We start from the raw sequence: 26,563 nt of genomic DNA on the forward strand, positions 1-26,563 counted from the left end.
TGACTTCGCAAATGTTTTGGTCTTGATTTAAAATCAAGACGCCCAGCACATTTGTTTAATCGAAATTTTGTTCAGTTTTCAAAGGTCTACCTTATTGTCTCAAACGCTTTGCAACGCCTTTTGACAACTATTTAAATATATCACCTTTTGATCTGTTCGTCAACTACTTTTTATTATTAATTTTACGAGCAATTGATGAAGCGAAGTAACTTGATCATTTGGCGCATGTATTAATATACCAACTCAATATACATAGGTCAACCTTTTTTTAATATTTTTTCCTGGCTATACTCACAATATAGCTATCATCATTGATATTACAACATTTATTTGAGCTATTTTATATAACACTAACAACTAGCATTCATTCATATTTTAATAAATATAAAAGTCACTCATTACTATAGAACATTGATAAACATCTAAAAATAACCTAATTTTTTATAAAGCTACTACTAGTTGGTCTATTGTTAATGTATTATGGGGTTACTTATATAGAGAAAGGAACTATTAATTTGGGAACTCTTATCGATTTTATTTTGCACATAGATCAACATCTAGTTAATATTGTAAACACATTTGGCAATTGGTCATACTTAATTTTATTCGCCATTATTTTTATAGAAACCGGCGCCGTTATCATGCCATTTCTTCCTGGCGATTCACTTTTGTTTGCAGCAGCAGCTTTATCTGCTAATCCAACCTATCATCTAGATATTTGGATTTTCATTGCTATCTTCTTAATTGCTTCAATCGCCGGAGATTCATTAAACTTCTTCTTTGGTCATAAATTAGGAAATGTATTAACTACTAATAAGTTTTTTGGTAAATTCATTAAAGAAAGTGATTTGAACAAAGCCCGGGGCTTCTTTGATAAGTATGGGGCCATGGCTATCTTCTTGGCCCGCTTTATGCCAATCATTAGAACCTTTGTCCCGTTCGTTGCAGCAACAAGTAATTTTTCATATTCTAAGTTTGTTCGTTATAATATTTCCGCTTGTATCACTTGGGTATTCATTTGCTGTGGCGCTGGTTACTTCTTCGGAAATATTCCATTTGTTAAAGAACACTTCTCACTGGTAATTATCGGCATCATCGTCATTTCATTGATTCCAGCTGTAGTTGGCTTTATTAAAGGTAAGTTAACTCCGAGTGGCGAAAAAACTAAGTAATTATTTTACAATTACCATTTTATTGGTATAATGAGAAAGGATTAAATTGGAGAGTTGGCAGAGTGGTAATGCACCGGACTCGAAATCCGGCGAACCGGTTAGTTCCGGCGCGCAGGTTCAAATCCTGTACTCTCCTTACTTTCTCAAATAAGAAACATTTCAAAATAACCTCAATCCTGTTATATCAAGGGTTGAGGTTATTTTTTTGTTTGCAGAAAGAATAAGGACACAAAAAGTACTTGCACATTAAAAATAAAAGCCCTCAACCATTTTCGGCTGAGAGCTTTTTATATTAATAATTAAGTAAACTCAAAACATCATAGTCCTTAAGCTTATCGCGACCATGTAACTCATCTAATTCCACAATAAAGGCACAGCCAACAACAACGCCGCCCAATTGTTCCACTAGTTTAATAGTAGCTTCAATAGTACCACCCGTTGCCAACAAATCATCAGTAACTAATACTCTTTGACCAGGTTTAACCGCATTTTTACGTAAAGATAATGATGACTGACCGTATTCCAAATCATAGGTTACAGTTTCAGTCTCACCTGGTAACTTACCTTCTTTACGGGCTGGAGAAAAGCCAGTACCTAATTCATAGGCCACTGGACATCCAACGATAAATCCCCGGGCTTCGGGTCCAACAACCATATCAACATCCCGTTGTCGAGCAAATTCAGCAATTTCATTAGTTGCCTGGGCATATGCTTCTCCGTCCTCTAATAATGGTGAGATATCACGAAATAATACTCCTGGTTCTGGATAATCATCATAAGTAGCAATATATTTGGACAAGTCTAATGACATATTTATCTTCCTTTCATCAATTGGCAATATTATTACTAATAAAGTCAATTAATTCCTTTGTGTCAGTATTTAATAACTCATTTTCCGTTTCAATTTGATGTAAACGCAGTTGATAACTGGGCGCCGACTCTAATTGTTGTTTTTGATAGCTTGGATTAACATTAACTATTTTATCATTTATAGTAATAAAGTTCAGTTCCCAAAATACTTGAATGATAAAAATTAATATGTTTTCTGAAATTTGTAACTGTTTGGCCAAAACGACTAAATCAGTCGTTAAGTTAATGTTTTGATGAGTTTTAATGAACTTAAACAGTGTAGCATACTGATTTCTATCTGGCATCCCTATCTTTGAAACTAATGTTTTTTTATAAAGATAAAAAGTTATTTGTTCGGGTTTATGATTATTTAAAACCATAGTTAAATCAGCAATAGTATCAGGACAATCTACCAAATATATCTGCGTATCATCCATTTCATGATCAAATTGATCAAACATAACGGCCGTAGAATGAGTATTAACATATGGCAGTAACTGCTTTTTAATCTTTTCATGGAAAAACACATAGGTACCGTTGGCCTGAAACATTTGTTGATGTAAACCACTTGTACGCAAATCAATCACAGGTGACTTAGTTTGCATAATATCTGTAATCATCAACTGCAGATTAGTTTTACCACGCCACGTATTAGTCCCTAATTGTCCTACTACTCTAGTTTGAAGCTTGCTATCTGTTAATTCACTAATAATATTACCTGTACCAAAATCGAGAGCACTGATAGTGCGATGTTGCCCTTTTAAATTAAATTTTAAATGATTTTTAGTCTTACCAATTAATTGCACGTCACTCATACCTTGGTAAATGATTTCTAAGTATGGTTTGGGATTATCTTCACCAAACGGCGCTAATCGTTGCAAATCATTGTAAAATTCAACAGTTAATTCATCAACGCTAACTTGAGCCGCAATTTGCAATTGGGGTTTAAGCAATAAATTAACCTGTTGTTCTTTTATTGCTTGATCCAGTTGTTGTTGCAAATGTTCAATTTGATCTACCTTAACAGACAATCCAACAGCAGAATGGTGTCCCCCAAAAGCAACCAAGTCATCACGAATTGGATCGATACCTTTAAATAAATCAAACTGTTCAATACTACGACCAGAACCCTTTGCAACGGCTTCGCCACTAGCATAACTCAAAACAACTACTGGTCGTTGATACCGTTCAACTAATCGACTGGCAGCAATACCTAACACCCCAGGATGCCAATCTTGTCCTACCACTACTAATACCTTATGGTTAGCGAACTGTTCGTTAGTGTTCACCGTTTCAATGGCTTGTTGAGTAACCTGATCAACTAATTCTTTACGTTGATCATTGGCGGCCTCCGTACTTTTAGCCAGTTGTTTAGCTTGATCTTCATCTAAAGTAGTTAATAATTCCACTCCAGGAGTAGCTTCATCCATCCTACCTAGTGAGTTTAGGCGAGGTGCAATCGTAAAACCAATATCTTCTTCATCTAAATTATCAATGTTGAGCTTAGCTTGTTTAAATAAAGCTAATAATCCTGGTCGTATCGTCTGGCGCAAGTATTGAATTCCCGCCTTAACGATGGCTCGATTTTCGCCAGTTAAGGACACAATATCAGCAACTGTTCCAATTGCCGCTAATTCAATTAGTTCCGCTGGAAACTCTTCAGTTAAAGCCCATACTAATTTAAAGGCTACCCCGGCCCCTGACAAGTAAGGGAAATGATAGCTATCACCAATTCTTGGATGAACTAACGCATAAGCCTCTGGTAACACCTCTGGCATTTCATGGTGATCCGTAACTATTACATCCACTCCTTGCGATTGAGCTAACTCAATCGATGAGTTACCGGCAATACCATTATCTACCGTAACAATTAACTTAGTACCTGCATCAATTAACTTCTGAAACGCTGCCTCATTGGGGCCATAACCTTCAGTAAAACGGTTGGGAATATAATAATTAACATTAGCCCCAATTGCACTTAGAGTTTCATAAACTATGGTTGTACTAGTGATACCATCCGCATCATAATCGCCATAGACTGTAATCAGTTCTTCTTGCATTACAGCGGTTTGAATACGTTCCACTGCCTTATCCATATCGTGCATCAACGTTGGATCGTTAAAGGCAGTCTCATCCGGATTTAAAAAAGCTTGAATATCTTCGTCATTATCGTAGCCGCGTTTAATTAAAATCTCAGCAACTAATGGACTGATATTAAATTGTTGTGAAATGGTTACGGCCTGCTCAGAGTATTTCTTTATCCCTGATTGCCAATCGTAACTTGAATTTATCATAGTTCGCCCCTTCGTTTCCCGGCTCAACTGTTGAATCCATTTTTTTAATTTTAAAAATCATGATTTAACGACATCATTTTTTAAAAGGAATATCGATAACATCAAAATCCTTTACTACTTTAGTATTAGCAAATACTTGTTTAGCTTGTTTTTCTAACTCGTAAGCCAACTTACCAGTGTAACGCGCTGAAATATGATTTAACAATAATAGTCCTACCTGAGCTTGATCAGCAATTTCAGCAGCTTGAATATTAGTACTATGATAATAATTACGAGCCAGTTTGTTTTCCCCCTTAGCGAAGGTACTTTCATGAACTAAAACATCGGCTCCTTTAGCTAAAGTTAAGGCGTTAGCCGTTCTACGAGAATCACCTAAAATAGTCACAATGCGACCTTTTTGGGCGGTACCAATAAAGTCTTGACCATTAATAACACGACCATCATTTAAGGTTACAGTTTCACCTGCTTTAATTTTGCCGTAAACTGGTCCTGATGGAATCTTCATTTCTCGTAATTTATCAACTTGTAATTCACCAGGATGATCATGTTCGGTTACCCGGTAGCCAAAACTTGCAATACGATGTTCTAGAGGCATAACTTCCACTGAGAAGGTATTATCTTCAAAAATTTTGCCAGCAAATTTAGGCTCAAATTCATGAAACCGAATTTTATAAGCTAGTCTAGTTTCTGAAACCTTCAAGCTGACATTCACAAAGTCTCGAATACCTCTTGGTCCATAAATGTCTAACGGTTCAGTTCCACCTTGAAACGAACGACTGCTTAATAAACCCGGTAATCCAAAGATATGATCACCATGTAAGTGAGTAATAAAAATTTTTTCGATTTTTCTGGGCCGAATGGTAGAACTTAAAATTTGATGTTGTGTACCCTCGCCTACATCAAATAACCAAACGGAATTTCGTTCATCTAGCAAGCGTAATGCTAAACTAGAAACGTTCCGAAATTTACCAGGAGAACCAGCTCCAGTACCTAAAAATTCAATTTGCATATTGCATCGTTTCCTAACTATTATATTTATCGTTCTAAAAAGACACTTATTAATTGTAGCATATTTGATAACAATTATCAGAAAGGAGTCACTATGAACATCGGTCAGTTTCGTGAGGCGACCATTGACTTATCCCCTAATTTATTGCTCTTATTACCTCAAAAAAATTACTTTATTCCCATCACCAATTTGAGGTTCAGTGAGAATAATTTAACTATGTTCAAAAGTGCCACCGCCAATCGTTCTCTATCATTACAACAATTTTTTAAACTTACTGAAAATCTGCCGCAAGTAACTAATCTTTTTATTCAACTAGATCAGTCGTCACCACCGCAACTAATGTTTGGTTTTCGCATGTTAGATCATGCCATTGTACCATATTAAAAAAGCAGCTGAAATTTCAGCTGCCTTTTTATTATTCCACATAAGTAAATGAGAAATCTAAAATAGTTACTGTGTCGCCATCTTTAGCTCCGGCATCCCGTAAAGCTTGGTCGACGCCCATGCCTCGCATTTGTCGAGCAAAGCGTAACATGCTTTGGTCATGAGTGGTATCCGTCATCTTGAAGAGTTTTTCAATTTGATTACCAGATAATACCCAACTTTGCCATTCTTCATCATAAGAAACAGTGAATGGTGCTTCTGTAGTATCGTCGAATTTATATTCTTGTTTACTATCTGAAACATTAGTATTTTCTAGTTCATTTCGTTTAGCTTCTGCCAATTTATTAGCAGTTTCATTAACTAGTTGATTTAAATTATCGTGAGTAACTGCAGATACAGCAATCACTTCTGGCGCATGATCCCCTAATTCTTTAGCCAAGTCCAACTTAAATTGTTCCAAGTTAGCAGCTGAATTAGGTAGATCCATTTTAGTAGCAACCACAATTTGTGGACGATTTAATAGCTCTGGATCATACTTTTTCAATTCATTATTAATAGTAACAAAATCATCATAAGGAACTCGGCCTTCTTCACCAGAAACATCCACAATATGAAGAATTACCCGTGTCCGTTCAACGTGTCTCAAGAATTGAATTCCTAATCCAACACCTTCAGACGCACCTTCAATCAATCCAGGTAAATCGGCCATTACAAAATCACGACCGTCATCCAAACGAACCATACCTAAGTTAGGAACCAAAGTAGTAAAGTGATAACCAGCTACTTTGGGTTTAGCACTAGTTAAGGTTGCCAACAATGTTGACTTTCCAGCTGATGGAAAGCCAACTAATCCGACGTCTGCTAAAACTTTCAATTCCAATTGCAAGGCGAATTCTTCACCAGGTTCGCCGTTTTCAGCGATTTCCGGAGCTGGATTAGTAGGGCTGGCAAAATGAATATTACCACGTCCACCGCGACCACCTTTAGCAACGACGTATTCTTCATCAGCATCCACCAAATCAGCCATAATTTCTCCGGTTTCACTATTATAAATAGTGGTTCCTTCAGGAACTGGAATAATCAAATCTTCAGCACTTCGGCCGGTCATTTGCTTACTTCCTCCATTACCACCATTGTCTGCCTTAAATTTACGATGGTAACGAAAATCCATTAAAGTATTCATCCCAGAATCTACTTTAAAAACAACGTTGGCACCACGACCACCATCCCCACCGGCTGGACCACCATTGGGAACGTACTTTTCACGTCTAAAGGCCACCATTCCGTTACCACCAGTACCAGCTTTGACATTAATTTTAACTTGATCTACAAACATATTATTATCACCATTTCAATTCTTTATTATTGACTATCATCTTAGTGCAGTATAACGGGGATTTTAACTGGGGTCAAAATAATTTCTAACTTTGAGTCCCATTACGCTTTGATTTGGTTCTATCTTTCTTCTCTGCTTCTATTTTACTCAACGACAACTTAATAGTTTGCGCCACTGTTTTAGAAACCCCCAATGCCTGTAATTCATCAATGGAAGCTTGACTAATTTTAGTAATTGAACCAAATTTGCGCAGTAACTTATTTCTAGTTTTAGGACCAACGCCCTTAATATCATCTAACCGGGAGCTTAATGAATTTTTAGCATGGACTTGCCGATGAAATGTAATTGCAAATCGATGTACTTCATCTTGAATTCGCTGTAATAAATAAAATCCCTGACTTTTAGGATCTAGGTACAAGTGTTCATCACTATCCCCAAACATTAAATCGGCCGTTTGGTGATGATCATTTTTAACCATACCGGCAACTGGAATATCCAATCCTAATTCATTTTCCAATACGTCCTTGGCCGCATCCATCTGAATAAAACCACCGTCCATTAAAATCAGGTCCGGTAATTCAGCATGTTCTTTTAATAATCGGGTATACCGGCGACGAATGACTTCTTTTGTACTAGCAACTTCATCAGCATGATCCACTGTCTTTAATTTGTATTTACGATATAAATTTTTATTAGGTTGACCATCCACAAAAACTACCATTGCCGATACCAAATCGGCCCCTTGGATGTGGGAATGGTCAAAAGCCTCAATTTTATTCCCTGGTGCTATTCCCATAGCATCAGTTAGTTCTTTCATTGCTCCGGTAGTTTTACGTTCATCTAGTTCCAACAGTCTGAACTTTTCTTCCAATACTAATTGTGCGTTTTTGCCAGCCATATTTAATAAATCCCGTTTAGTTCCACGCACCGGCGTTCTTACCGGTGTATTATCAGCTAACTGACTAATCAAATCGGTGGGTAACGACTTAGGAACTAAAATTTCTTTAGGTAAAATTTGATTTTTTTGTTGATAAAATTGGGCAATAAAACTTACCATTTCTTCTTCAGCATCATTAATAATGGGAAAAAGTCGTTTTTCTCGCTTAATTAATCGAGATTGCCGGATAAAAAAGATCTGAATGGATAACCAACCTTTATCAAGGTAATAATTAAAAATATCACGTGGTGTATTATCATTAGAAATAATTTTCTGTTTTTCTACCGTCATTTCAATGTACTTAATTTGATCGCGAATTTCGGCAGCTCGCTCATATTCCATCTGATCAGCCGCTTCATTCATTCGCTTGGTTAACATTTTTTTAGCAGCGGCAACGTTCCCATTTAAAAACGACTTAATATGGCGAATCTGTTTTTCGTACTCACTAGCAGGTACCTCTTTGAAACAAGCCCCCAAACACTGACCCATATGATAATAAAGACACGGGCGTCCCTGATATCCATTACAACGTCTAAGCGGATATACTTTTTGCAAAAAATTCACCGTTTCATCAGCAGCATAAACATTAGGGTATGGTCCAAAATAATAAGCACCATCTTTAGAAATCGTATTCACAATTTTAATTCGGGGATCTCGCTCTTTAGTAATTTTAATATAAGGATAACCACCATTACCCTGCTTTAACCGAATATTAAAATAAGGGCGATGTTTTTGAATCATCGTAATTTCAAGCAAGAAAGCTTCTTTATCGGTTGAAGTGATAATAGTTTCAAAATCAGCAATCGTTGAAACTAATTTAGCAGTTTTACCTTCATGACTACTCTTAAAATAAGAGCGCACTCGATTTTTTAAATTTTTGGCCTTACCAACATAAATAATTTTACCATTGATATCTTTCATCAAGTAAATACCTGGTAAATCTGGTAATAAGCTTAACTTATGTTCAATATATTCTGATGCCATCTTTTTCCCCCACTCGTTTGAAAAATGCTGCTATGATTATATACCGAATATGCGTTCGTTTCAATTTATTACTTCTAAACAACCCACTTCATAAAAAACACTAAGAAATGACAATAAGTTGGTTTTTTGCTAATATTAACGTGAGAGCTTAATAAGGAGATGAAAAACGTGGGCCTAACTGTTAAACGTAAAGACGATTTAAGCGCATCTTTCGGTAAATTTGCCGAAATGGATCCAATTGATAACCAACGAGATAAGTTTTTAAAACGTGACGACAAAAACAACAAGAAGAAGCCAGATAAAAAGAAAAAACATTCTTTTTTTGGCCGTAAAAAATAAATTTCCAATAAAAAAGAGGTTGATGCAAAACATTGTTTTGTTTCAACCTCTTTTTAGCTAATTTAATTAGATGGATAACGGACATTTAAACGATTAATATTATCATCGGCAACTTCATTAAGCGGAATATCAGCCCATTCAGCAACTTGAGATAAATACCACAAAACATCGCCCAACTCTTTAGTTAATTGATCTCGGTCCAACTTGTCGCCTTCAAACGTATAACGGCGAACTAAATTAGCAACCTCACCAGCTTCACAACTTAAGCCTAAGGCACAGTTAGTTAAAACTTGTTCTTCACCCATTAAAGTTCGATTAGCAGCCTTTTGATACTTGTTTAAGTCCATTATCTTATCCTTTCTTCAATCCAATGCCAAACATCATCTTTACCAGCTTTAGTTTCTGATGAAAATAAAACTAATGAATTATCATCAATGTCTAAAGCTTCTTTAATCACTTTAGCTTGATGGCTCCACTTACTTTTAGCAATTTTATCCATCTTGGTAGCTACTACTAACATATCAATATCATAATATTTTAGCCATTCGTGCATCGCAATATCATCTTCCGTGGGTTTATGCCGTCCATCCACTAGAGTAATCACACCTTTAAGTTGATCACGACTACTCAAATAGGTTTCGATCATTTTGCCCCATTTTTCACGTTCTGCTCTAGAAACCTTTGCATATCCATAACCAGGTACATCTACAAAATAGAGCTGATCTTCAATTTTATAAAAATTAAGTGTTTGGGTTTTACCAGGCTGACTAGACGTTCTAGCAAAACTACGTCGATTAATCAAAGTATTCGTTAGTGATGACTTACCAACATTTGAACGACCAACCAGAGCAATTTCAGGTAAATTGCCGGTGGGATACTGTTTAGGAGCAACAGCGCTTATAGTTAATTCTACGTTATGAACGTCCACTTTATCACCTTTTCTTTCATTTATAATACTAAATTACTATACCATATTCAGGAACCAAAAAAGAAGCCAATTAACCAATTACTTGATTAATCAGCTTCTTACATATTAATCTTTTTTCATGACTAGTTCTGGATCCGTTTGATCAGTTACTGTTTGTGGGGTAATAATAACCTTTTCCACATCACTGCGGCTAGGTAAATCAAACATAATATCTCGCATAACATCTTCAATGATCGAACGTAATCCCCGGGCACCAGTTTTACGAGCAATGGCCAATTTAGCCATTTCAGTTAGTGCATCCGGTTCAAACTCTAGTTGCACACCATCCAATGATAGTAATTTAGTATATTGCTTAACAAGAGCATTTTTAGGTTCCGTTAAAATTCTTACCAAATCAGCTTCAGTTAACTTATCTAAAGCCGTTAAAATTGGTAAACGACCGATAAATTCTGGAATTAAACCAAACTGAAGCAAATCTTCTGGTACTACTGATTGCATGATACTATCGTCATCCAAATCAGAGGTAGTATTAGAATCAGTGCCAAAACCGATTGTCTTGTCACCTAATCGATTTTTTACAATTCCTTCAATACCATCAAAGGCCCCACCAACGATAAATAAAATATTGGTGGTATCAATTTGAATTAATTCCTGTTGGGGATGCTTTCTTCCGCCCTGTGGTGGCACGCTGGCAACTGTTCCTTCTAGGATTTTCAGTAACGCCTGTTGAACGCCTTCACCAGAAACATCTCTAGTAATAGAAACGTTTTCTGCTTTTTTGGCGATTTTATCGATTTCGTCGATATACACAATTCCCTTTTGTGCACGTTCAACATCAAAATCAGCACTTTGAAGAAGTTTCAACAAAATATTTTCGACATCTTCACCAACATATCCAGCTTCAGTTAAGGTAGTAGCATCCGCAATGGCAAATGGTACGTTTAAAATCTTTGCAAGTGTTTGAGCCAAATACGTTTTACCAGAACCCGTAGGTCCAATCAAAGCGATATTACTCTTTTGTAACTCGACGTCACCATCTGCTTGCTCTGACATTTCGTTGACTCGTTTGTAGTGATTGTAAACAGCCACGGCTAAAGTTCTTTTAGCATTATTTTGACCAATAACAAATTGATCTAATTCTGCCAAAATTTCAGCTGGTGTTGGCACTACTAATGGAGCAACACTGTCTTTTCGTTCGTCAACTAATTCTTCATCAATAATTTCTTTGCAGAGATCGATACATTCATTACAAATATAGACCCCCGGTCCTGCAACAATTTTTTTAACTTGGTCCTGTGTTTTACCACAGAACGAACAAGTGATTGGACCATTCGTTTCATTATCTTCAAACACTTGGTTTTCCTCCATCTTTAAAAATCAGCATTAAACGCGATCTGCTTAATTGACTAGAGGTAACTCTATCACATTCGGAAACAAAAGCAACTATTAGGCTTAATCGCAAAAAGATCCGTTAATAATAACGGATCTTTTTGGAAAAATTAAAAATTACTTCTTGTCAGAGTCTTCTTTTGCCTTAGCATCTTGTTTTGCTGAATCATCAATAATATCAAGAGCCTTCTTAATAGCAATATCATGTTTCAACATGTCATCAGTTAAAGCATTGCGAATGGCAGTTTCTTCCATACCGTATTCTTGAGCAAGACCTTTAACTTCTTCAGCAACATCATCTTCTGAAGGTTCGATCTTTTCTGCTTCAACGATTGCTTCCAAAACAAGGTTAGTCTTAACTCGACGTTCTGCACCATCAACAAATTGCTTCTTCAAATCTTCTTCTGAAGTACCAGTTAATTGGTAGTACATGTCAGCATTGATCCCTTGTTGTTGCATACCGGCAAGGTATTGATCCATTTGACGTTGAACATCATCATCAAGCATTGCTTGTGGAATGTCTTTAACTTCGGCATTGTCGACTGCTTGAGTCAAGGCAGCATCTTCGATGGCATCATGAGCAGCGGCCTTTTTGTCTTCTTTAAGTTGTTCTTTGATTTTATCTTTTAATTCGTCAAGAGTGTCAACATCTTCATCAACATCCTTAGCGAAATCATCATCTAATTCTGGTAATTCTTTAGATTTAACTTCGTGGATTTGTACCTTGAAAGTAGCATCCTTACCAGCTAATTCCTTAGCTTGATAATCTTCTGGGAATGTAACCTTAACATCTACATCATCACCAGCTTTATGACCAACTAATTGATCTTCAAAACCAGGAATGAATGAACCAGAACCTAATTCAAGTGAGTAGTTATCAGCTTTACCACCGTCAAATTGATCACCATCAACGTAGCCATCAAAATCGATAACTACAGTGTCGCCATTTTCAGCAGCTTTGTCTTCTTTAAGAACTAATTCAGCTTGTTGTTCACGTTTCTTATCTAATTCAGCTTCAATATCTTTTTGGTAAACACGGGTATTTTGTTTTGGTACACTAAGACCCTTGTAATCACCAAGTTTGACTTCCGGTTTAACAGAAACAACTGCTTTGATTACCCATGGGTGATCTTTAGCCATTGATTCAACGTTAATTTCTGGTTGATCAACTGGTTCAATTGCAGCTTCTTGAATGGCACTTGAGTATGCTTCTGGAAGCAAGATGTTTAAAGCATCTTGATATAATGATTCTTCACCGTACATTTTGTTAAATACAGCTCGTGAAACTTTTCCTTTACGGAAACCTGGTACGTTAATATTCTTCTTTTGACGATTAAAGGCTTGATCTAGCCCTTCGTTAATTTTATCGGTACTGATTTCAAAAGTTAATTCTCCATCATTAGTACCTTTTTTTTCCCATTTTACAGACATTTTGTTCCCTCCGAGACGAAAAGATTATTTTGTACAATACTTGATTGCATAACAGTATTAGTTTAACGTAACCAGCGGTAAAAGTAAAATAATTATCAACTTTTCCGTTAAAAAAGCCCGTTTTACCATAAAAAAAAGAAGCAAGCCTTTAAGCCTGCTTCTTTTTAAAGAGTATTTAAAATTAGTCGTCGATTTCGCTAACGATACCGGCACCAACAGTGTGACCACCTTCACGGATAGTGAACTTAGTACCCTTTTCAATGGCAACTGGTTTTGATAATTCAACGTTAAATGTAACGTTATCACCAGGCATAACCATTTCAACACCTTCTGGCAATTCAATCACACCAGTAACATCGGTAGTGTGGAAGTAGAATTGTGGACGGTAGTTTGAGAAGAATGGAGTATGACGTCCACCTTCTTCTTTGCTCAAGATATAAACTTGACCAGAGAATTTTTCGTGAGTTTGAATTGAACCTGGTGCAGCAAGAACTTGACCACGAACAACTTGATCACGATCAACACCACGAAGAAGTACACCAACGTTATCGCCGGCTTGACCTTCGTCAAGTGTTTTACGGAACATTTCCAAACCAGTAACAGTAGTCTTAGTTGTGTCTTCAACAAGACCAACGATTTCTACTTCGTCACCGACTTTAACAACACCACGTTCGATACGACCAGATGCAACAGTACCACGACCAGTGATAGTGAAGACATCTTCAACAGGCATCATGAATGGCTTGCTGTCATCACGTTCTGGAGTTGGGATGTATTCATCAACAATATCCATCAAGTGAAGGATAACTTCTTCTTGTTCCTTGTCGCCTTCAAGAGCCTTGAGAGCTGAACCACGAACAACAGGAATATCATCTCCAGGATAATCGTATTCTGAAAGTAATTCACGAACTTCCATTTCAACCAAGTCAGTCAATTCATCATCATCAACTAAATCAGTCTTGTTCAAGAATACAACAATGTAGTCAACACCAACTTGGTGAGCAAGAAGGATATGTTCACGAGTTTGTGGCATAGGACCATCAGTTGCGGCAACAACCAAGATAGCACCGTCCATTTGAGCAGCACCAGTGATCATGTTCTTGATGTAATCAGCATGTCCTGGGGCATCGATATGAGCGTAGTGACGGTTTTCAGTTTCGTATTCAACGTGGGCAGTGTTGATAGTAATACCACGTTCACGTTCTTCTGGGGCTGCATCGATATCTGCATAATCTTCAGCTTTAGCTAAACCTTTGTCAGATAAAACTTTAGTGATTGCAGCAGTTAAAGTAGTCTTCCCATGATCGATATGGCCAATAGTACCAATGTTTACATGGGGTTTTGTTCTTTCATAATGTTCTTTTGCCATTAATGAAACCTCCTGTTATTTTCAAGAATTACACCAATTGACTCGATGCATTTCTATTTAAGATTATACTACATCTTCTCAAAAAGACCAAACGAAAGACTAAACGTTAGTCGTTTCCATTCGAAGAATTCCTACATATTATATTCAATATAAATGGGTTTGTAAACAATTTATTGAATATTTCCTTATATTATTTTTAATCATTAAAGATCATTAGTTATTACTTGATCTAATTTTTTAATTAGTGGAAGCATATCAGCACCGCCATCTACTTCAGCAATAACGTCTTGATCATCCATCCCATTCAAATGAGACAGTAAAACATGAGCAAATTTAATTGGGTTATCTATTTTTTTATCAATAAATGGATACAAGTAAACAGCGTACATCATAATGGTTTGTTGTAGCATTTGTAATTGAATAGGATCTTGATTACCGACTGCATTATAAACTTCTTTAAAAATAGTATTAACTGTATCGGTAACTGGATTAGGTGGCAATTCTCCCAAATTTAATTCATAACTACGATTATAAAGATCTTGGAAGTGAATTATCTCAGTTTCCCCAATTCCCTTTAAAGTCATTAACAATTCCGTTTTAATTAATTTTATAACGTCCGGATCTTGAAGTACTAATTTAGCACTGGTGACATAGCTATCCAAAGGCAAGCTATTAGCTTTTACCAACTCACCTGGTTGTAACTCGTGCTTTTTACCACCTAAATGAGCAAATGCTTTAGCAGTTTTAGCGATAGTATCAGCATGGCTAATAGTGTAATCAGCTTCCCGTTGGGTTAATTGATGCCAAACTTGAGTCATCTCTTCTCTAGGATCAATCAAATACAAAATTTTCCTAGCAGAAATAAAATCATCTCTATCTTGAGCTGCCTTTACCAAATCAACTGTCATTGCCTCATTTTGTTGATATTGCTCTGGATAATCTGACAAATATGAAATAACTGCTAAATAGTCTCCCGTTTCGGAAGCAGCGTGAACTAATAATCGATTAACCTCTTTGTTGGGATAATCTTCATAAAGTTCTGCGGCCATTTTTTGAGCTAATTCCGGTTCATTAGTTTTAATATTTTCCTGAATACGATCCAGTTTTTCGTAATATTTGTTGTTATATTTCATTACCATTAAATTACCCACTTTTTTAAAAACGGGCTCTTCATTTTTGAAGGGCCCGTGATCATTAATTTTTAGCCGGCTTATTTGCCTTAGCTTTATTGTTTTTTCGTTTTGGTGAACGCTTATGATGCTGATTAACTTCCATAATAACTGGCAGAATTACCGGACGACGCTTAGTTTGTTCATATAGATAATCGCTTAAACTATCACGAACATCTTGCTTTAAGTCGCCCCAATCAAATTCTTTGTTATTTAAATTATCAGTTACTGCTTTTTCAATAATATCTGATGCTTCCATCATCAGATCCTTGTTAGCTTTAACGTACACAAATCCTCGAGAAGTTAATTTGGGTTTGGCAATAATTTTTTTCTTCTTACGATCAATCGTAATCACCGCAACAAAGATGCCATCTTCAGAAAGGACCTTACGATCACGAAGAACGATATTACCAATATCGCCAACTCCAATTCCATCAATCATGGTATCAGATGCTGGTGCACTGCCAGAAACGTTCATATTATCATCGTTAATAGAAATGATGTCTCCCTTAGCAGGAATATAAACTTGTTCTGTCGTAAGGCCTACTTGATATGCCAAATTAGCATGTGCATCTAGTAAACGATATTCACCTTGAACCGGAATTAAATATTTAGGCTTTAATAGGTTCATTAATAATTGTAAGTCGCTTTGACTAGCATCTCCAGAAGAATTCATTTCGTCAGCAATCATTCGTACCTCTGCCCCTACTCGATAAATAATATCTCGAGTTTTAGCCACATTAGTTTCCATTGCTGTAGAAGGTGTTGTGGTGATAAAGACTAAATCATTTTCTTCAATATTGATATCAGCCTGTTCTTTGTTAGCCATTCGTTGTAAAGCTTTAATTGGTTCACCCATTTTACCGGTTTGAACAATTACAATTTTATCATGATCCATTTTCTTGAGTTCTTGTTTGGATTCAATCAAAAGATCTTCAGCAGGTAATGTTAGTGCGCCTAATCGAATAGAAGTACGCACAATTTTTTCTAAATCATGGCCAGCCAAGAATACTTTTCGATCAGTTTTAGCTGCTGCATCAAATACTTCTTGCATACGAGCAATATTAGATGCAACACTAGCCACGATGATACGACTATGATGATACTTGAAGGTATCGTAAATGTATTCACCAATCGTCTTTTCAGTAACACTTGGGGCCGTATTTTCGGCATTGCTAGAATCGCTTAAAAGAACTAAGACTCCCTCATCCCCCAACTTAGTAAGAGCAGAGTAATCTGTTTGATATGCTGGTAAGGCAGTTTGATCAAACTTAAAGTCTCCAGTATAAACAATTGCGCCATCAGCAGTATGAATAGCAATTCCCATCGAACCCGGAATCAAATGGGTCGTTTTGAAGAAGGTTACGCTAACATCATCAAAATCAATTTCACTTTGATCACTAATTTCGTGGAAATCATCATAATCAGCCACTTCACTACTATCAGCCACACTGATTTTGGCCAATTCAATCGTCATTTCAGAACCAAATACTGGAACATTAAATTCACTTAAAAAGTATGGTAAGGCTCCAATAGCATCAGCATGACCGTGGGTTAGAAATACCCCCACAATGCGATCTTTGTTTTCTTTTAAATAAGCAAAGTCGGGAATAACAACGTCAATTCCCAGTAGTTCATTTTCAGGATATTTTAAGCCGCAATCTAAGATATAGATACTGCCATTAATATCTGCAGCGTACATGTTCATTCCGTTTTCACGGACGCCACCTAAAGTAATTAATTTAATTTCGTCTTTCATGATTCACCTCAAAAAATGGTTTTCTTTTTTCCGATCATATTCAGCTCCTTACAGTGTACCATAGTTTGATTATTGTTCGAAAGTTTTCAACCAAATATCAGTGTAAAATAAAAAAGAACTGACAAAATGTCAGTTCTTTTTTTATAAATATTAACGACGAAGACCTAAGCTTTGGATAAGTTCACGGTAACGTTGAACGTCTTCACGACGTAAGTAAGCCAACAAGTTACGCCGGTGACCAATCTTCTTCATCAATCCACGTTGTGAATGGAAATCTTTTTTATGAGTACGCATATGTTCGTTAATTTCGTTAATGTCTGCAGTCAAAACAGCGATTTGAACTTCTGCTGAACCAGTATCGCCTTCGTGACGTGCATATTTTTTGATAATTTCATTTTTCTTTGTCTTTGTAAGAGCCATGATATAACCACCTTATTTTTTATTCTCCATTACTGAGTCAGCGGTAGTGGTATAAACCGACAAACTAAGTAATGGGATGTGCACAACGGCACTTTTATTATTATAGCCAATTACTATTTAAAATACAAGAACTAATTCAGGAGCCACCGGGATTTCTCTTGCAAACTATTCTTTCATTCTGTATAATAATGTTTGTTGAATTTTAATTTGTATTTGTAATACATCTTCGGGAGGTGAAATAAATGCCAATCATCAAATCAGCCATTGAACGGGTTAAGACTAACGAAAAAGCAAACGCACGTAACACTGCCGAAATGAGCACTATGCGTACTGCCATTAAGAAGTTTGAAAAAGCTGCTGATAATGGTGCCAGTGATGCTAACGAACTTTTCCGTGAAGCAGTTAGTGCCATTGATCACGCTAAATCAAAAGGATTAATCAAAACTAACAAAGCCAACCGTGATAAGTCACGTTTAAGCGCCAAGTTAGCTAAATAATAATGATGCAGTCGTTTTTAACGGCTGTTTTTATTTGTCTAAAAAAGCACTGTTATCTGAGATAACGGTGCTTTTTTAGACTTTTATTTGATTATTAACAAAATTAAGCAAGAATCGTTCAAACATAAACTCCGGATCTTCCTTAGTTGATTTAAGTTTTTGTTCTAATTCCACTAATCCCAAATATGCGGTTCGTAAATCTTCATATTCAAATTGATTAACTGATTGTAATGCTAATTTAATTCGATATGGATGTACCTTTAAACTAGCAGCTAAGTTACCTTGAGAATAGCCGTGACCTTTTAAAATAGCCACTTGTAATAATAAACGAAATTGTTGAATTAATACCGCATTTATTTTTAATGGCTCTTCACCATTTAACAAAAGTGTTTTATACAATTCAATTGCCTCTGTCACACGCCTTTTTAGAACGATATTGACCAAATCAAACACATTTTGCTCAATGGACTTACTAACCAAACTATCAATAGTTGTCGCCTCAATTTTTTTAGTATCTTGATAGTACAAAAACAATTTGGTTAATCCATTAACAATCAGAGTTAAGTTCCCGCCAGTTTGCTCAATGATTTGATTTACCGTAGTAGATTGTATTTGATAACCCTTTTCCTTAACAATCGTCATAATCAATTGCCGAATTTGAGATTCTGAAGGACGATTAATATCTATCAATTCAGCTGCCTTCTTTAAGGATTTAACTACCTTTTTTCGTGAATCAGTTTTTTCATAGGGAGCTAAAAAAACGACTATACTAGACGGTTCTGGATTTTCTGCATAGCTAATTAGATCATTCAAATCATGATCTACTTTAACTCGACTTTTTTGACCGGTTAAAAAATACGGTCGTTTAATCAATATTAACCGACGTTCACCAAAAAAAGGAATGGAACGAGCATCATCTAACGCCACACTAATGGGAGTTTCCTCCATATCATAGATACCAACATTCATTTCTCTTTCTTCTGCAGGAATTAGTTTTAAAAATTGACTCCTAATATTATCAATAAGATAGTCTTGATCTCCTAGTACTAAATAAATGGGTGCTGGTTGTGTTTGGTCAAACGTTTGGCTAAATTCTAAATAATTCATGTTTTGTTCCTTTCAAACCACCAATCTTAGTTTTAACGATTGTGATTCGTTCATCAGTATATTTAAATCTTACCATGCCCATGGTTTGCGTATTAAAATTTTTAATATTTTTGGTACTCAATATTTGCATTATTTCGGGGTTAGGATGTCCGTAATGATTATTTCTTCCCGCTGATATCAATGCATAAGACGGTTTCAAGCTCTCAATAAACTCTAACGCTGAAGCCGTCTTACTACCATGATGACCTATTTTTAAAATATCAGCCTGTAAATTAGGATACTTTTTGATTACCTGACATTCACTATTCCGATCTAGGTCACCGGTAAATAACCAATTTAGACCACCAAATTTGCCCCCTAAAACCAGGGAATCTTCATTCTTTCCTGATCCTACTTTAAAAGGATGATAGATTTGCAGTGGTAATTGTTTGATTTCATGAGCGTCAGTTACTGGTTGAATAATAGTATTAGAAATATTGGTTAGCCGCCGTTGAAAGTTAGGATTAATTTGAACGCCGTCGCCCACGACTACCATCTTAATGTTCATACTTTTTAGATAAGCTGGTAAGTCACCACAGTGGTCCGCATCTTGATGGCTGATACATAAATAGTCAATTGTTTTTATGCCCTGACTTTTTAAATAATTAATAGCTATTCTGTCGGCTTGATACTTACGTTGACGTTGTTGCCAATTTTGTGGACGGCCAAATTGAACCTTACCTCCCGTATCAATCAATGTGACTGAATGATTGTAAGGTTCCCTAATCAAAAAACTATCTCCCTGGCCAACATCAAACATAGCTATTTCACCCTCACGTGGTAAATGTATCTGAAAATAACTAAAACTATAAATAAATATTAGCCCACTAATCATCAAACGACGTCCTAAACGTTTTTTGGTAATGTATAAAAAGAGCACTAAGCCAAACATTATCATGCAACTCAACATACCTGGTTTACCAAAAGTTATCATCCCTGGTAAATTACCAAGGAGATTGATTAAATCATTAAAAATTTGTAGAACTAAATTTATCAAATTTCCCAGCTTTTTAGTAACTGGATAAATTAGCACTCCTAGAATCACCAAAGGAAAAACTATAATACTAAAAATAGGTAATAAAAGCAGATTAGCTAACAAACTTAAAAAATGCCATTCGTAAAAATGATATAAAATAATCGGTAAACTAATAAAATTTAACCCCAGCGTTCGCCGCCAGGCCGGAATTTTATTTAATAATACTAAACCAAACGATAATCCATAGCTTAGTTGACACGCCATTAAAAATAGACTGGCCGGAAATATCATTAAATTAAGTATTAAGCATAAGCTCCAACAATCTAGCCCAGATAGCTGCCGATCATTTAATCGTGCTAACAACCCCAAACTAGCAGCAATTATAGCGCGTAATAAACCTGCTGTTGCTCCAGCAAAAATAAAATAAAGCAATAACCAAATTAACTCTATGAATATTTTAATTTTGGTTGGTAACCAACCTAAACACCAGTCCAATATCCCTAAAAAATAATAAACGTGCATCCCAGAAATACTAAACAAGTGAAGTAATCCCAATTTACTTACTCCAGGGGTTAATTGATAAAAGCTATCATCTCGGTAACCACTAATTAATCCTAAAGCATATACTTTTAAATGCTTAGGTAATTGCTGACAATATTGATTAAATTTTGCTCGATACCAATGAATTCTATCTACTAACGTCATTTGCTTAACTGACTTAATACTGGTTACCGATTTAATCATTAATTGATTAGAAATCTTTTGACAACGATAATATTGCCTTAAATCAAATTGATTAAAATTGGTGGGACGTTCAATAGCGGCAACTTCACCTTGGACTGTCAGTTTTTGCGGTACCTTAATTTGCCGAAAGTGTATTTGTGCACCTTCATTAGGTAATCGATACAAAAATATCATTTTTTGGTTAGTAGCAGCTACGGTCGCAATACCACTTAAAGTATCACCATTAATCTTAACTTCATCTGCTTGAATTCTAATTACCGTATTTATGGATCTATTTACTTGTTTTTGTTGCTGTAAAGTGCAAACAAAATACCAACTAGCAACTGTAAATAACATCATAATAAACAAGCTAAGTACAATTATTCGTCGATTTTTAGTTAATAAAATTCGAATTATCCAAATAGATAAGCATATGGTACCTAACCAAAACGAACCAAAAAATACAATACTTCCTAAAGCAACCATAATTGCTGGAAACACCATCAAATTTTTAATCTAAATCAGTTAAATAGGATTGAAACTTAGCGTTGGTCAAATCTTCGGTCGATACTTTAACCTGATTGACCTCAACTTCCTTTAATTTCAATAATTTTTGAGCATAATCATCATTATGATAATTTCTTAAATAATTAATTTTGGTAATACCAGCTTGCAATAACATCTTAGTACACTGTAAACATGGAAAATCAGTTACATAAATTTCCGCACCATTAGTAGCCTCACCAAATTTAGCACACTGTAAAATGGCATTCATTTCAGCATGAATAGTGCGAACACAATGACCATCAACAATATAACAGCCTTCGTCGATACAATGCACATCACCTGCTACCGAACCATTGTATCCACCTGCAATAATTCGCTTATCTCGAACTAAGACAGCTCCCACTGATAAGCGGGTACAAGTACTTCTGGCGGCTAACAAAATAGCCTGTAACATAAAATATTGATCCCATTGAATTCTGCTATTCATTAGATTTGCTCCTTTTGATTGATTGAATATTATCATAGCGCAATTTAAAAATCATAGCTAGACACAAATGGAGTCCTTTAAATTTTGAAAAGTTTTCTCACCAAAACCCGAAACTTCTTGTAAATCTTCAATTTTCTTAAAATCGCCATGTTCTTGACGATAAGCAATTATTTGATCAGCCTTTTTGTCGCCAATTCCGTTTAGTTCTTGTAACTTAGCTTTATCAGCCGTGTTCAAATTGATTTGTTCACCATTATCGGTGGAGTCACTCTGTTTCTTATTAGTATTAGCCGTATCATTATTAGTAGCATTCTCAATTGACGCCGGTTCTTGCGGTGTCATTCCTTTGTCACTAATATTCCCCTTGATCTCACCTCTAATTGGCACATAAATGACTCCTTGATCCGCTACCCGTTGCGCTAAATTAATTTGCTTTTTATCTGCTGAGTTATTAAATCCTCCAGCCAGATTAATAGCATCTATAAATCGCATATCTGGATTTACTTGATAGACTCCCGGATGCTTAACTGCTCCCTTGACATCTACATATAGTTGACCATTAGCTACATTCACTTTTTTATCAGAACTGGAACTAGTATGGTCTGCTTTGGGCTTTTCAAGCTTAGAACTTAGCGCAATATCCTTGCTACCTTTATTAACAGATTGAGTCTTAAATGAAATACCTAAGGTTCCGATTAAACATATAATTATTACTGCCATGCCTAACAATACCTTATAGAGATTATCCTCAATGAAATTAAATATCCTATTCACCTGCTTACCTCCCTTCTTACTTTTAAATACGCAAAAAAAGACTGATAAATTCAGTCTTTTTGATTTTGTAGATATTTAATTGCCTGATTGAAATCACTAATTGGAACAACTTTCAAATTAGGTGCATATTTCTTAGCCGTTTGCTTGGCTAATTGGTAGTTAGTAATGTGATCTGGTTCATATCTTAAAACTGTTTTGGTAGGTTTGACATAGGGAGCTAAAAAGATGGTTGCTCCACTTTTTTTAGCAGCAATGATTTTTTTATCAATCCCCCCAATTTCGCCAACCTGACCATTATCATTAATAGTCCCCGTTCCGGCAATTTTTTTACCATGACGGATGTCTTGTTTAATCAACTGGCTATAAATTTGCAAAGAAAACATCAATCCACCAGATGGTCCCCCGACATCACCAGGATTAACTTTAATAGAAATTTCAGTTTTAACGGTCATATTATCCGTTAAAGTAATACCAATTCCTGCTCGATGCTTATCAATCTGCATAAGGGGCGCCGTTACTTGATGTCGCTTACCATTTCTAAGATATGTGACTTCAACTTGATCATTCTTTTTTTTACCTTGAATGTACTTTACAAAATTGTCTGACCGTTTAAAAGGATGACCGTCAATTTCAGTCACCACATCGCCCACCTTTAACTTATCCTTAAACTTAGATTGAGGCTGAACTTGGAGAACGTAAATACCATTATCAATCAGTTTAACTTGTTGATGAGCTGCTTTATACGCTGTATAGGTAGCTTGACTAATAGAACTACGCATATAAAAATCTTGGACTTTTTCATATTCTGTCATATTCTGTCCGCTAGTGACTGCTTCAGGATTTTCAATCGTATAGTACGGGAAAAATTTAGCTAGCAAATAAGTAACTGGACGTGCTTGCGTAATACCTACTGACGTTAGCATGAAATAGCCAGAATATTTATCAGGATGATTTTTAATTTTAACAAACTGATTAATAGCCGATGCTTCACCAGGGCCTTCTATATATTTTGGCAATGGCCAAAACAGGACAAAAGCAACTGTTGCCACAGCAACAATTAATAATAGCCATTGCTTGAATTCAGAGCGCTTTTTCATTAATATTACTTATCCCCTATTCCTCACTAAATTTGCTATGTAAGGCCTCAGCAACATTCATAGGCACAAACTTAGAAACATCTCCTCCAACTTTAGCAATTTCTTTAATCATGCTAGAAGAAATAGCCTGTGTTTCACCTGTTGCCGGAATAAGAATGGTATGAACTGCCTCTGCCATTGCATGGTTTAAATTAGCCATCGCCATTTCCATATCTAAATCACTACTGCCACGTACACCACGCACCAAAAAATTCGCCTGTAATTCTTGTGCCGTTTTAATCGTTAATGCATCAGAAGTAATAACTTCAACATTATAATAGTCTTTCAACGCAGTCTTGGCCAATGTTGCTCTTTCGGCTGGGGTAAATAATCCGGACTTATTAGAGTTATAGCTGATAACAACATATAATTTATTAAACAAGTGATGTGATTGTTTAATAATATCAATATGCCCAAGGGTAATTGGATCAAAGCTTCCTGCATACAAACCGTTTTCCATTATTTACCATTTCCCCCTTCCAACCGATAAACCCAAACAACGGTTAAACCATACTCTTTATGCTTTAATTGTTGATAAGAATTTAATTCTGCTGGTAACGAAACCGTATTATCAGTTTCACAAACGACGATTGCATCGTCATTTAATAAATTCAGTTCCAACAACTGGGCCATCGTTTCCATCATTTTTTGTTGCTTATATGGCGGATCTAGAAATACCATATCGAACTTAGCTTGATCTGCAGCTAGTTTCAATAAAACTTTTTCAGCAGAGCCTTTAATTACTGTGAATTGATTTGCAGCATTCACCTTAGCTACATTATCTTTAATAGTTTTAATAGCTTGAAATTGGCGATCTACTAAGGTAGCAGCATCAAAGCCACGTGAAACAGCTTCAATTCCTACTGCTCCTGAACCCGCAAATAAATCTAGAAAATTACCACCATCAAAATATTGACCCAGCATACTGAACAACGATTCCTTAACTTTGTCCGTTGTTGGCCTAGTCTTATCACTTTTAACTGATTCTAATCGTAATCCACCAAATTTACCAGAAATCACTCTCATGGTTGTTCCTCTTCTTCATTTACTATTTCTAAATCATTAACTTCATTTTTAACTTTTAATTGAGCTTGTAATACATTTAATTTAGATTTGACCACTTCTTTGACAAAGTTAAGATTTTCTAACTTAGTAATACTTTCATCCGCTGTGTTTTCATCAACATACATTACTGCATACCGCATTTTTTTGGAAAAATAATAAACTGTGCCATATTGTCGCAAGGTTTTTAATTGTCGCAAGGAATGTAAATAAACAACTAATCCTAATCGTTTAGTTTCTTCCATAGGTTTACTCCTTTATCGCTAGTTTTTGACCAGCTCGTTCTTTTCGTTGTTTGTCACTGATATTCAAAATAATACCAATACATAGTGATAACGTCATCGTACTAGAACCACCATAACTGATAAAAGGAAATGTTACCCCAGTGATAGGCAAAATACCCACAACTCCACCAATATTAAACAACGACTGTACGGTCAAATATGTGGCTACCCCGTAACATACTAGACTCTGATAAGTACTATTACTACGAGTACCCAGTAAAATACATCTGGTTACAATCACCATTAATAAAAATAAAATAAAGATGACCATAATAACTCCTAGTTCCTCACTCACAATTGCCATAATAAAATCTGTATTGGGCTCTGGTAAATATCCCGTTTTTTGAATACTGTTACCCAGGCCGGAGCCAAAGAGGCCACCATTACTAATGGCATAGTATGAATTAACTAGTTGTTGACCAGAACCGGTTGCGTGACCAAATGGATCAACAAAGGCTACAAATCGTTGAATTCGGTAAGAAGATTGTACCCAAGGTAAATGAGATAATGGCTCAACAGCAAATTTCAATACTAGTAAAATTACGGCAATAAATCCACCCAAAATGGTGATTGATTTTTTCCAAGAAATTCCACTAGCTAAGAGCATTACCATCACAATCATAAAATTAATGGCAAATCCCCCAGAATCCGGTTGCAATAAAACTAGCAGGAGCAAAATACCATTTTTAATCAACGTGACTTTCATAGTTGACCACCAATTTTCGGGAATGGCTAGCTCATCTTGACGTTCATCAATAATATTAGCCGTACGAATAATTAAAAAGAACTTTAAAAATTCAGCCGGTTGAATACTAATAGGTCCCAAATGAATCCAGCCTGATGCACCATTAACTGATTGACCAAAAAACAGTAATCCCGTTAAAACAATAAAAAAGCCTACTCCTACAATATTTAAAAATCGTTTATCACGTAATTTTTTTAAATTCAAAAACATCATAAAACCAACAATAAATAAACTAAGTACCACAAAAATCGATTGCCGAATCAAATAACTGGTTGGACTACCACCATTTTGCGTACCAATATTAGCACTAGCAGAATAAACCATAATAATTCCAATAATCGACATCACGAGGTACGGAAATACAATGAAATAATCCAATTTTTTCAAACGTTTCATTTTCCCACTCCAACTTGTGACTTACATAAAAAACAATCTAATTATATCATAGACACTTACT

The 26,563-nt window shown here is 35.8% G+C and carries 26 protein-coding genes and 1 tRNA gene; 5 read left to right on the plus strand and 22 right to left on the minus strand.

From position 1 onward, the window contains the following. Window positions 1–515: 515 nt before the first annotated feature. Both HII32_RS00005 and HII32_RS00010 read left to right on the plus strand, forming a co-directional pair. A complete protein-coding gene (locus HII32_RS00005; RefSeq protein WP_172188713.1) occupies window positions 516–1,172 on the plus strand; it encodes a VTT domain-containing protein in 657 nt (218 codons plus the stop codon). Between the two features lie 48 nt (window positions 1,173–1,220). Beyond that, a tRNA-Ser gene (locus HII32_RS00010) sits at window positions 1,221–1,308 on the plus strand. Window positions 1,309–1,464: 156 nt separating this feature from the next. On the opposite strand, the gene HII32_RS00015 is transcribed toward HII32_RS00010, so the two are convergent. From HII32_RS00015 to rnz, 3 genes are all read right to left on the minus strand, one after another. Beyond that, a complete protein-coding gene (locus HII32_RS00015) occupies window positions 1,465–1,983 on the minus strand; it encodes an adenine phosphoribosyltransferase (RefSeq protein ID WP_172187112.1) in 519 nt (172 codons plus the stop codon). 16 nt (window positions 1,984–1,999) lie between these two features. Continuing rightward, window positions 2,000–4,315, minus strand: coding sequence for a single-stranded-DNA-specific exonuclease RecJ (gene recJ / locus HII32_RS00020; protein ID WP_172187114.1), 2,316 nt, complete (start codon window positions 4,313–4,315; stop codon window positions 2,000–2,002). Between the two features lie 73 nt (window positions 4,316–4,388). After that, window positions 4,389–5,324, minus strand: a complete 936-nt coding sequence (rnz, locus tag HII32_RS00025) for a ribonuclease Z (protein ID WP_172187116.1) — start codon at window positions 5,322–5,324, stop codon at window positions 4,389–4,391. A gap of 93 nt (window positions 5,325–5,417) precedes the next feature. Here rnz and HII32_RS00030 point away from each other — a divergent pair, with 93 nt between their 5' ends. Next, on the plus strand, window positions 5,418–5,708 hold the full coding sequence (locus HII32_RS00030; RefSeq protein WP_172187118.1) for a hypothetical protein: 291 nt from the start codon (window positions 5,418–5,420) through the stop codon (window positions 5,706–5,708). 31 nt (window positions 5,709–5,739) lie between these two features. On the opposite strand, the gene obgE is transcribed toward HII32_RS00030, so the two are convergent. Further along, window positions 5,740–7,044: a GTPase ObgE gene (obgE, locus tag HII32_RS00035; protein ID WP_172187120.1), complete on the minus strand. Its 1,305-nt coding sequence runs from the start codon at window positions 7,042–7,044 to the stop codon at window positions 5,740–5,742. Between the two features lie 85 nt (window positions 7,045–7,129). Then, the gene (gene uvrC / locus HII32_RS00040; RefSeq protein ID WP_172187122.1) at window positions 7,130–8,965 is read right to left on the minus strand and encodes an excinuclease ABC subunit UvrC; all 1,836 of its coding nucleotides are present in this window, start codon (window positions 8,963–8,965) and stop codon (window positions 7,130–7,132) included. A gap of 159 nt (window positions 8,966–9,124) precedes the next feature. Here uvrC and HII32_RS00045 point away from each other — a divergent pair, with 159 nt between their 5' ends. After that, complete coding sequence (locus HII32_RS00045) at window positions 9,125–9,304, plus strand: hypothetical protein (RefSeq protein ID WP_172187110.1); 180 nt, start codon at window positions 9,125–9,127, stop codon at window positions 9,302–9,304. Window positions 9,305–9,366: 62 nt separating this feature from the next. Here HII32_RS00045 and HII32_RS00050 read toward each other — a convergent pair whose 3' ends face one another. The 8 genes from HII32_RS00050 to rpsO form a co-directional block, all read right to left on the minus strand. Continuing rightward, entirely contained in the window at window positions 9,367–9,651 is a 285-nt protein-coding gene (locus HII32_RS00050) for a nucleoside triphosphate pyrophosphohydrolase family protein (RefSeq protein WP_172187124.1), read from the minus strand. Further along, complete coding sequence (yihA, locus tag HII32_RS00055; RefSeq protein WP_172187126.1) at window positions 9,651–10,232, minus strand: ribosome biogenesis GTP-binding protein YihA/YsxC; 582 nt, start codon at window positions 10,230–10,232, stop codon at window positions 9,651–9,653. The genes HII32_RS00050 and yihA overlap by 1 nt, the downstream gene beginning before the upstream one ends. Before the next feature lie 105 nt (window positions 10,233–10,337). Beyond that, the gene (gene clpX / locus HII32_RS00060) at window positions 10,338–11,585 is read right to left on the minus strand and encodes an ATP-dependent Clp protease ATP-binding subunit ClpX (RefSeq protein ID WP_172187128.1); all 1,248 of its coding nucleotides are present in this window, start codon (window positions 11,583–11,585) and stop codon (window positions 10,338–10,340) included. Window positions 11,586–11,738: 153 nt separating this feature from the next. Beyond that, window positions 11,739–13,052: a trigger factor gene (gene tig, locus HII32_RS00065; RefSeq protein ID WP_172187130.1), complete on the minus strand. Its 1,314-nt coding sequence runs from the start codon at window positions 13,050–13,052 to the stop codon at window positions 11,739–11,741. A gap of 181 nt (window positions 13,053–13,233) precedes the next feature. Beyond that, a complete protein-coding gene (tuf, locus tag HII32_RS00070) occupies window positions 13,234–14,421 on the minus strand; it encodes an elongation factor Tu (RefSeq protein ID WP_172187132.1) in 1,188 nt (395 codons plus the stop codon). 203 nt (window positions 14,422–14,624) lie between these two features. Next, a complete protein-coding gene (locus tag HII32_RS00075; RefSeq protein ID WP_172187134.1) occupies window positions 14,625–15,560 on the minus strand; it encodes a hypothetical protein in 936 nt (311 codons plus the stop codon). Window positions 15,561–15,615: 55 nt separating this feature from the next. Continuing rightward, window positions 15,616–17,349, minus strand: coding sequence for a ribonuclease J (locus HII32_RS00080; RefSeq protein WP_172187136.1), 1,734 nt, complete (start codon window positions 17,347–17,349; stop codon window positions 15,616–15,618). Window positions 17,350–17,499: 150 nt separating this feature from the next. Continuing rightward, a complete protein-coding gene (rpsO, locus tag HII32_RS00085; RefSeq protein ID WP_172187145.1) occupies window positions 17,500–17,769 on the minus strand; it encodes a 30S ribosomal protein S15 in 270 nt (89 codons plus the stop codon). Window positions 17,770–18,011: 242 nt separating this feature from the next. Between rpsO and rpsT the strand changes: the two genes are divergently transcribed. Further along, window positions 18,012–18,266 carry a 30S ribosomal protein S20 gene (rpsT, locus tag HII32_RS00090; protein WP_172187147.1) on the plus strand — a complete coding sequence of 85 codons (255 nt, stop codon included), beginning with the start codon at window positions 18,012–18,014 and terminating at the stop codon, window positions 18,264–18,266. A 75-nt stretch (window positions 18,267–18,341) separates the two neighbouring features. Here rpsT and holA read toward each other — a convergent pair whose 3' ends face one another. From holA to HII32_RS00135, 9 genes are read right to left on the minus strand one after another with little or no spacing between them, the layout of a single operon-like run. Further along, window positions 18,342–19,373: a DNA polymerase III subunit delta gene (gene holA, locus HII32_RS00095; protein ID WP_172187149.1), complete on the minus strand. Its 1,032-nt coding sequence runs from the start codon at window positions 19,371–19,373 to the stop codon at window positions 18,342–18,344. After that, window positions 19,354–21,615 (minus strand): DNA internalization-related competence protein ComEC/Rec2, encoded by a 2,262-nt coding sequence (locus tag HII32_RS00100; RefSeq protein WP_343034626.1) that lies wholly within the window; start codon window positions 21,613–21,615, stop codon window positions 19,354–19,356. The genes holA and HII32_RS00100 overlap by 20 nt, the downstream gene beginning before the upstream one ends. Before the next feature lie 7 nt (window positions 21,616–21,622). Next, a complete protein-coding gene (locus HII32_RS00105; RefSeq protein WP_172187153.1) occupies window positions 21,623–22,105 on the minus strand; it encodes a ComE operon protein 2 in 483 nt (160 codons plus the stop codon). A gap of 57 nt (window positions 22,106–22,162) precedes the next feature. Further along, window positions 22,163–22,879 carry a helix-hairpin-helix domain-containing protein gene (locus HII32_RS00110; protein WP_172187155.1) on the minus strand — a complete coding sequence of 239 codons (717 nt, stop codon included), beginning with the start codon at window positions 22,877–22,879 and terminating at the stop codon, window positions 22,163–22,165. 50 nt (window positions 22,880–22,929) lie between these two features. Further along, window positions 22,930–23,976 (minus strand): SepM family pheromone-processing serine protease, encoded by a 1,047-nt coding sequence (locus HII32_RS00115; RefSeq protein ID WP_172187157.1) that lies wholly within the window; start codon window positions 23,974–23,976, stop codon window positions 22,930–22,932. A gap of 16 nt (window positions 23,977–23,992) precedes the next feature. Continuing rightward, entirely contained in the window at window positions 23,993–24,475 is a 483-nt protein-coding gene (coaD, locus tag HII32_RS00120) for a pantetheine-phosphate adenylyltransferase (protein WP_172187159.1), read from the minus strand. After that, window positions 24,475–25,041, minus strand: a complete 567-nt coding sequence (rsmD, locus tag HII32_RS00125) for a 16S rRNA (guanine(966)-N(2))-methyltransferase RsmD (protein ID WP_172187161.1) — start codon at window positions 25,039–25,041, stop codon at window positions 24,475–24,477. Before rsmD ends, coaD begins: the two co-directional genes overlap by 1 nt. Beyond that, complete coding sequence (locus HII32_RS00130) at window positions 25,038–25,322, minus strand: YlbG family protein (RefSeq protein ID WP_172187163.1); 285 nt, start codon at window positions 25,320–25,322, stop codon at window positions 25,038–25,040. The genes rsmD and HII32_RS00130 overlap by 4 nt, the downstream gene beginning before the upstream one ends. 4 nt (window positions 25,323–25,326) lie before the next feature. After that, on the minus strand, window positions 25,327–26,502 hold the full coding sequence (locus HII32_RS00135) for an FtsW/RodA/SpoVE family cell cycle protein (protein WP_172187165.1): 1,176 nt from the start codon (window positions 26,500–26,502) through the stop codon (window positions 25,327–25,329). Between the last annotated feature and the right edge of the window lie 61 nt (window positions 26,503–26,563).

Origin of the sequence: Lentilactobacillus kribbianus (assembly GCF_013184075.1) — a bacterium.
Lineage (GTDB): Bacteria > Bacillota > Bacilli > Lactobacillales > Lactobacillaceae > Lentilactobacillus > Lentilactobacillus kribbianus.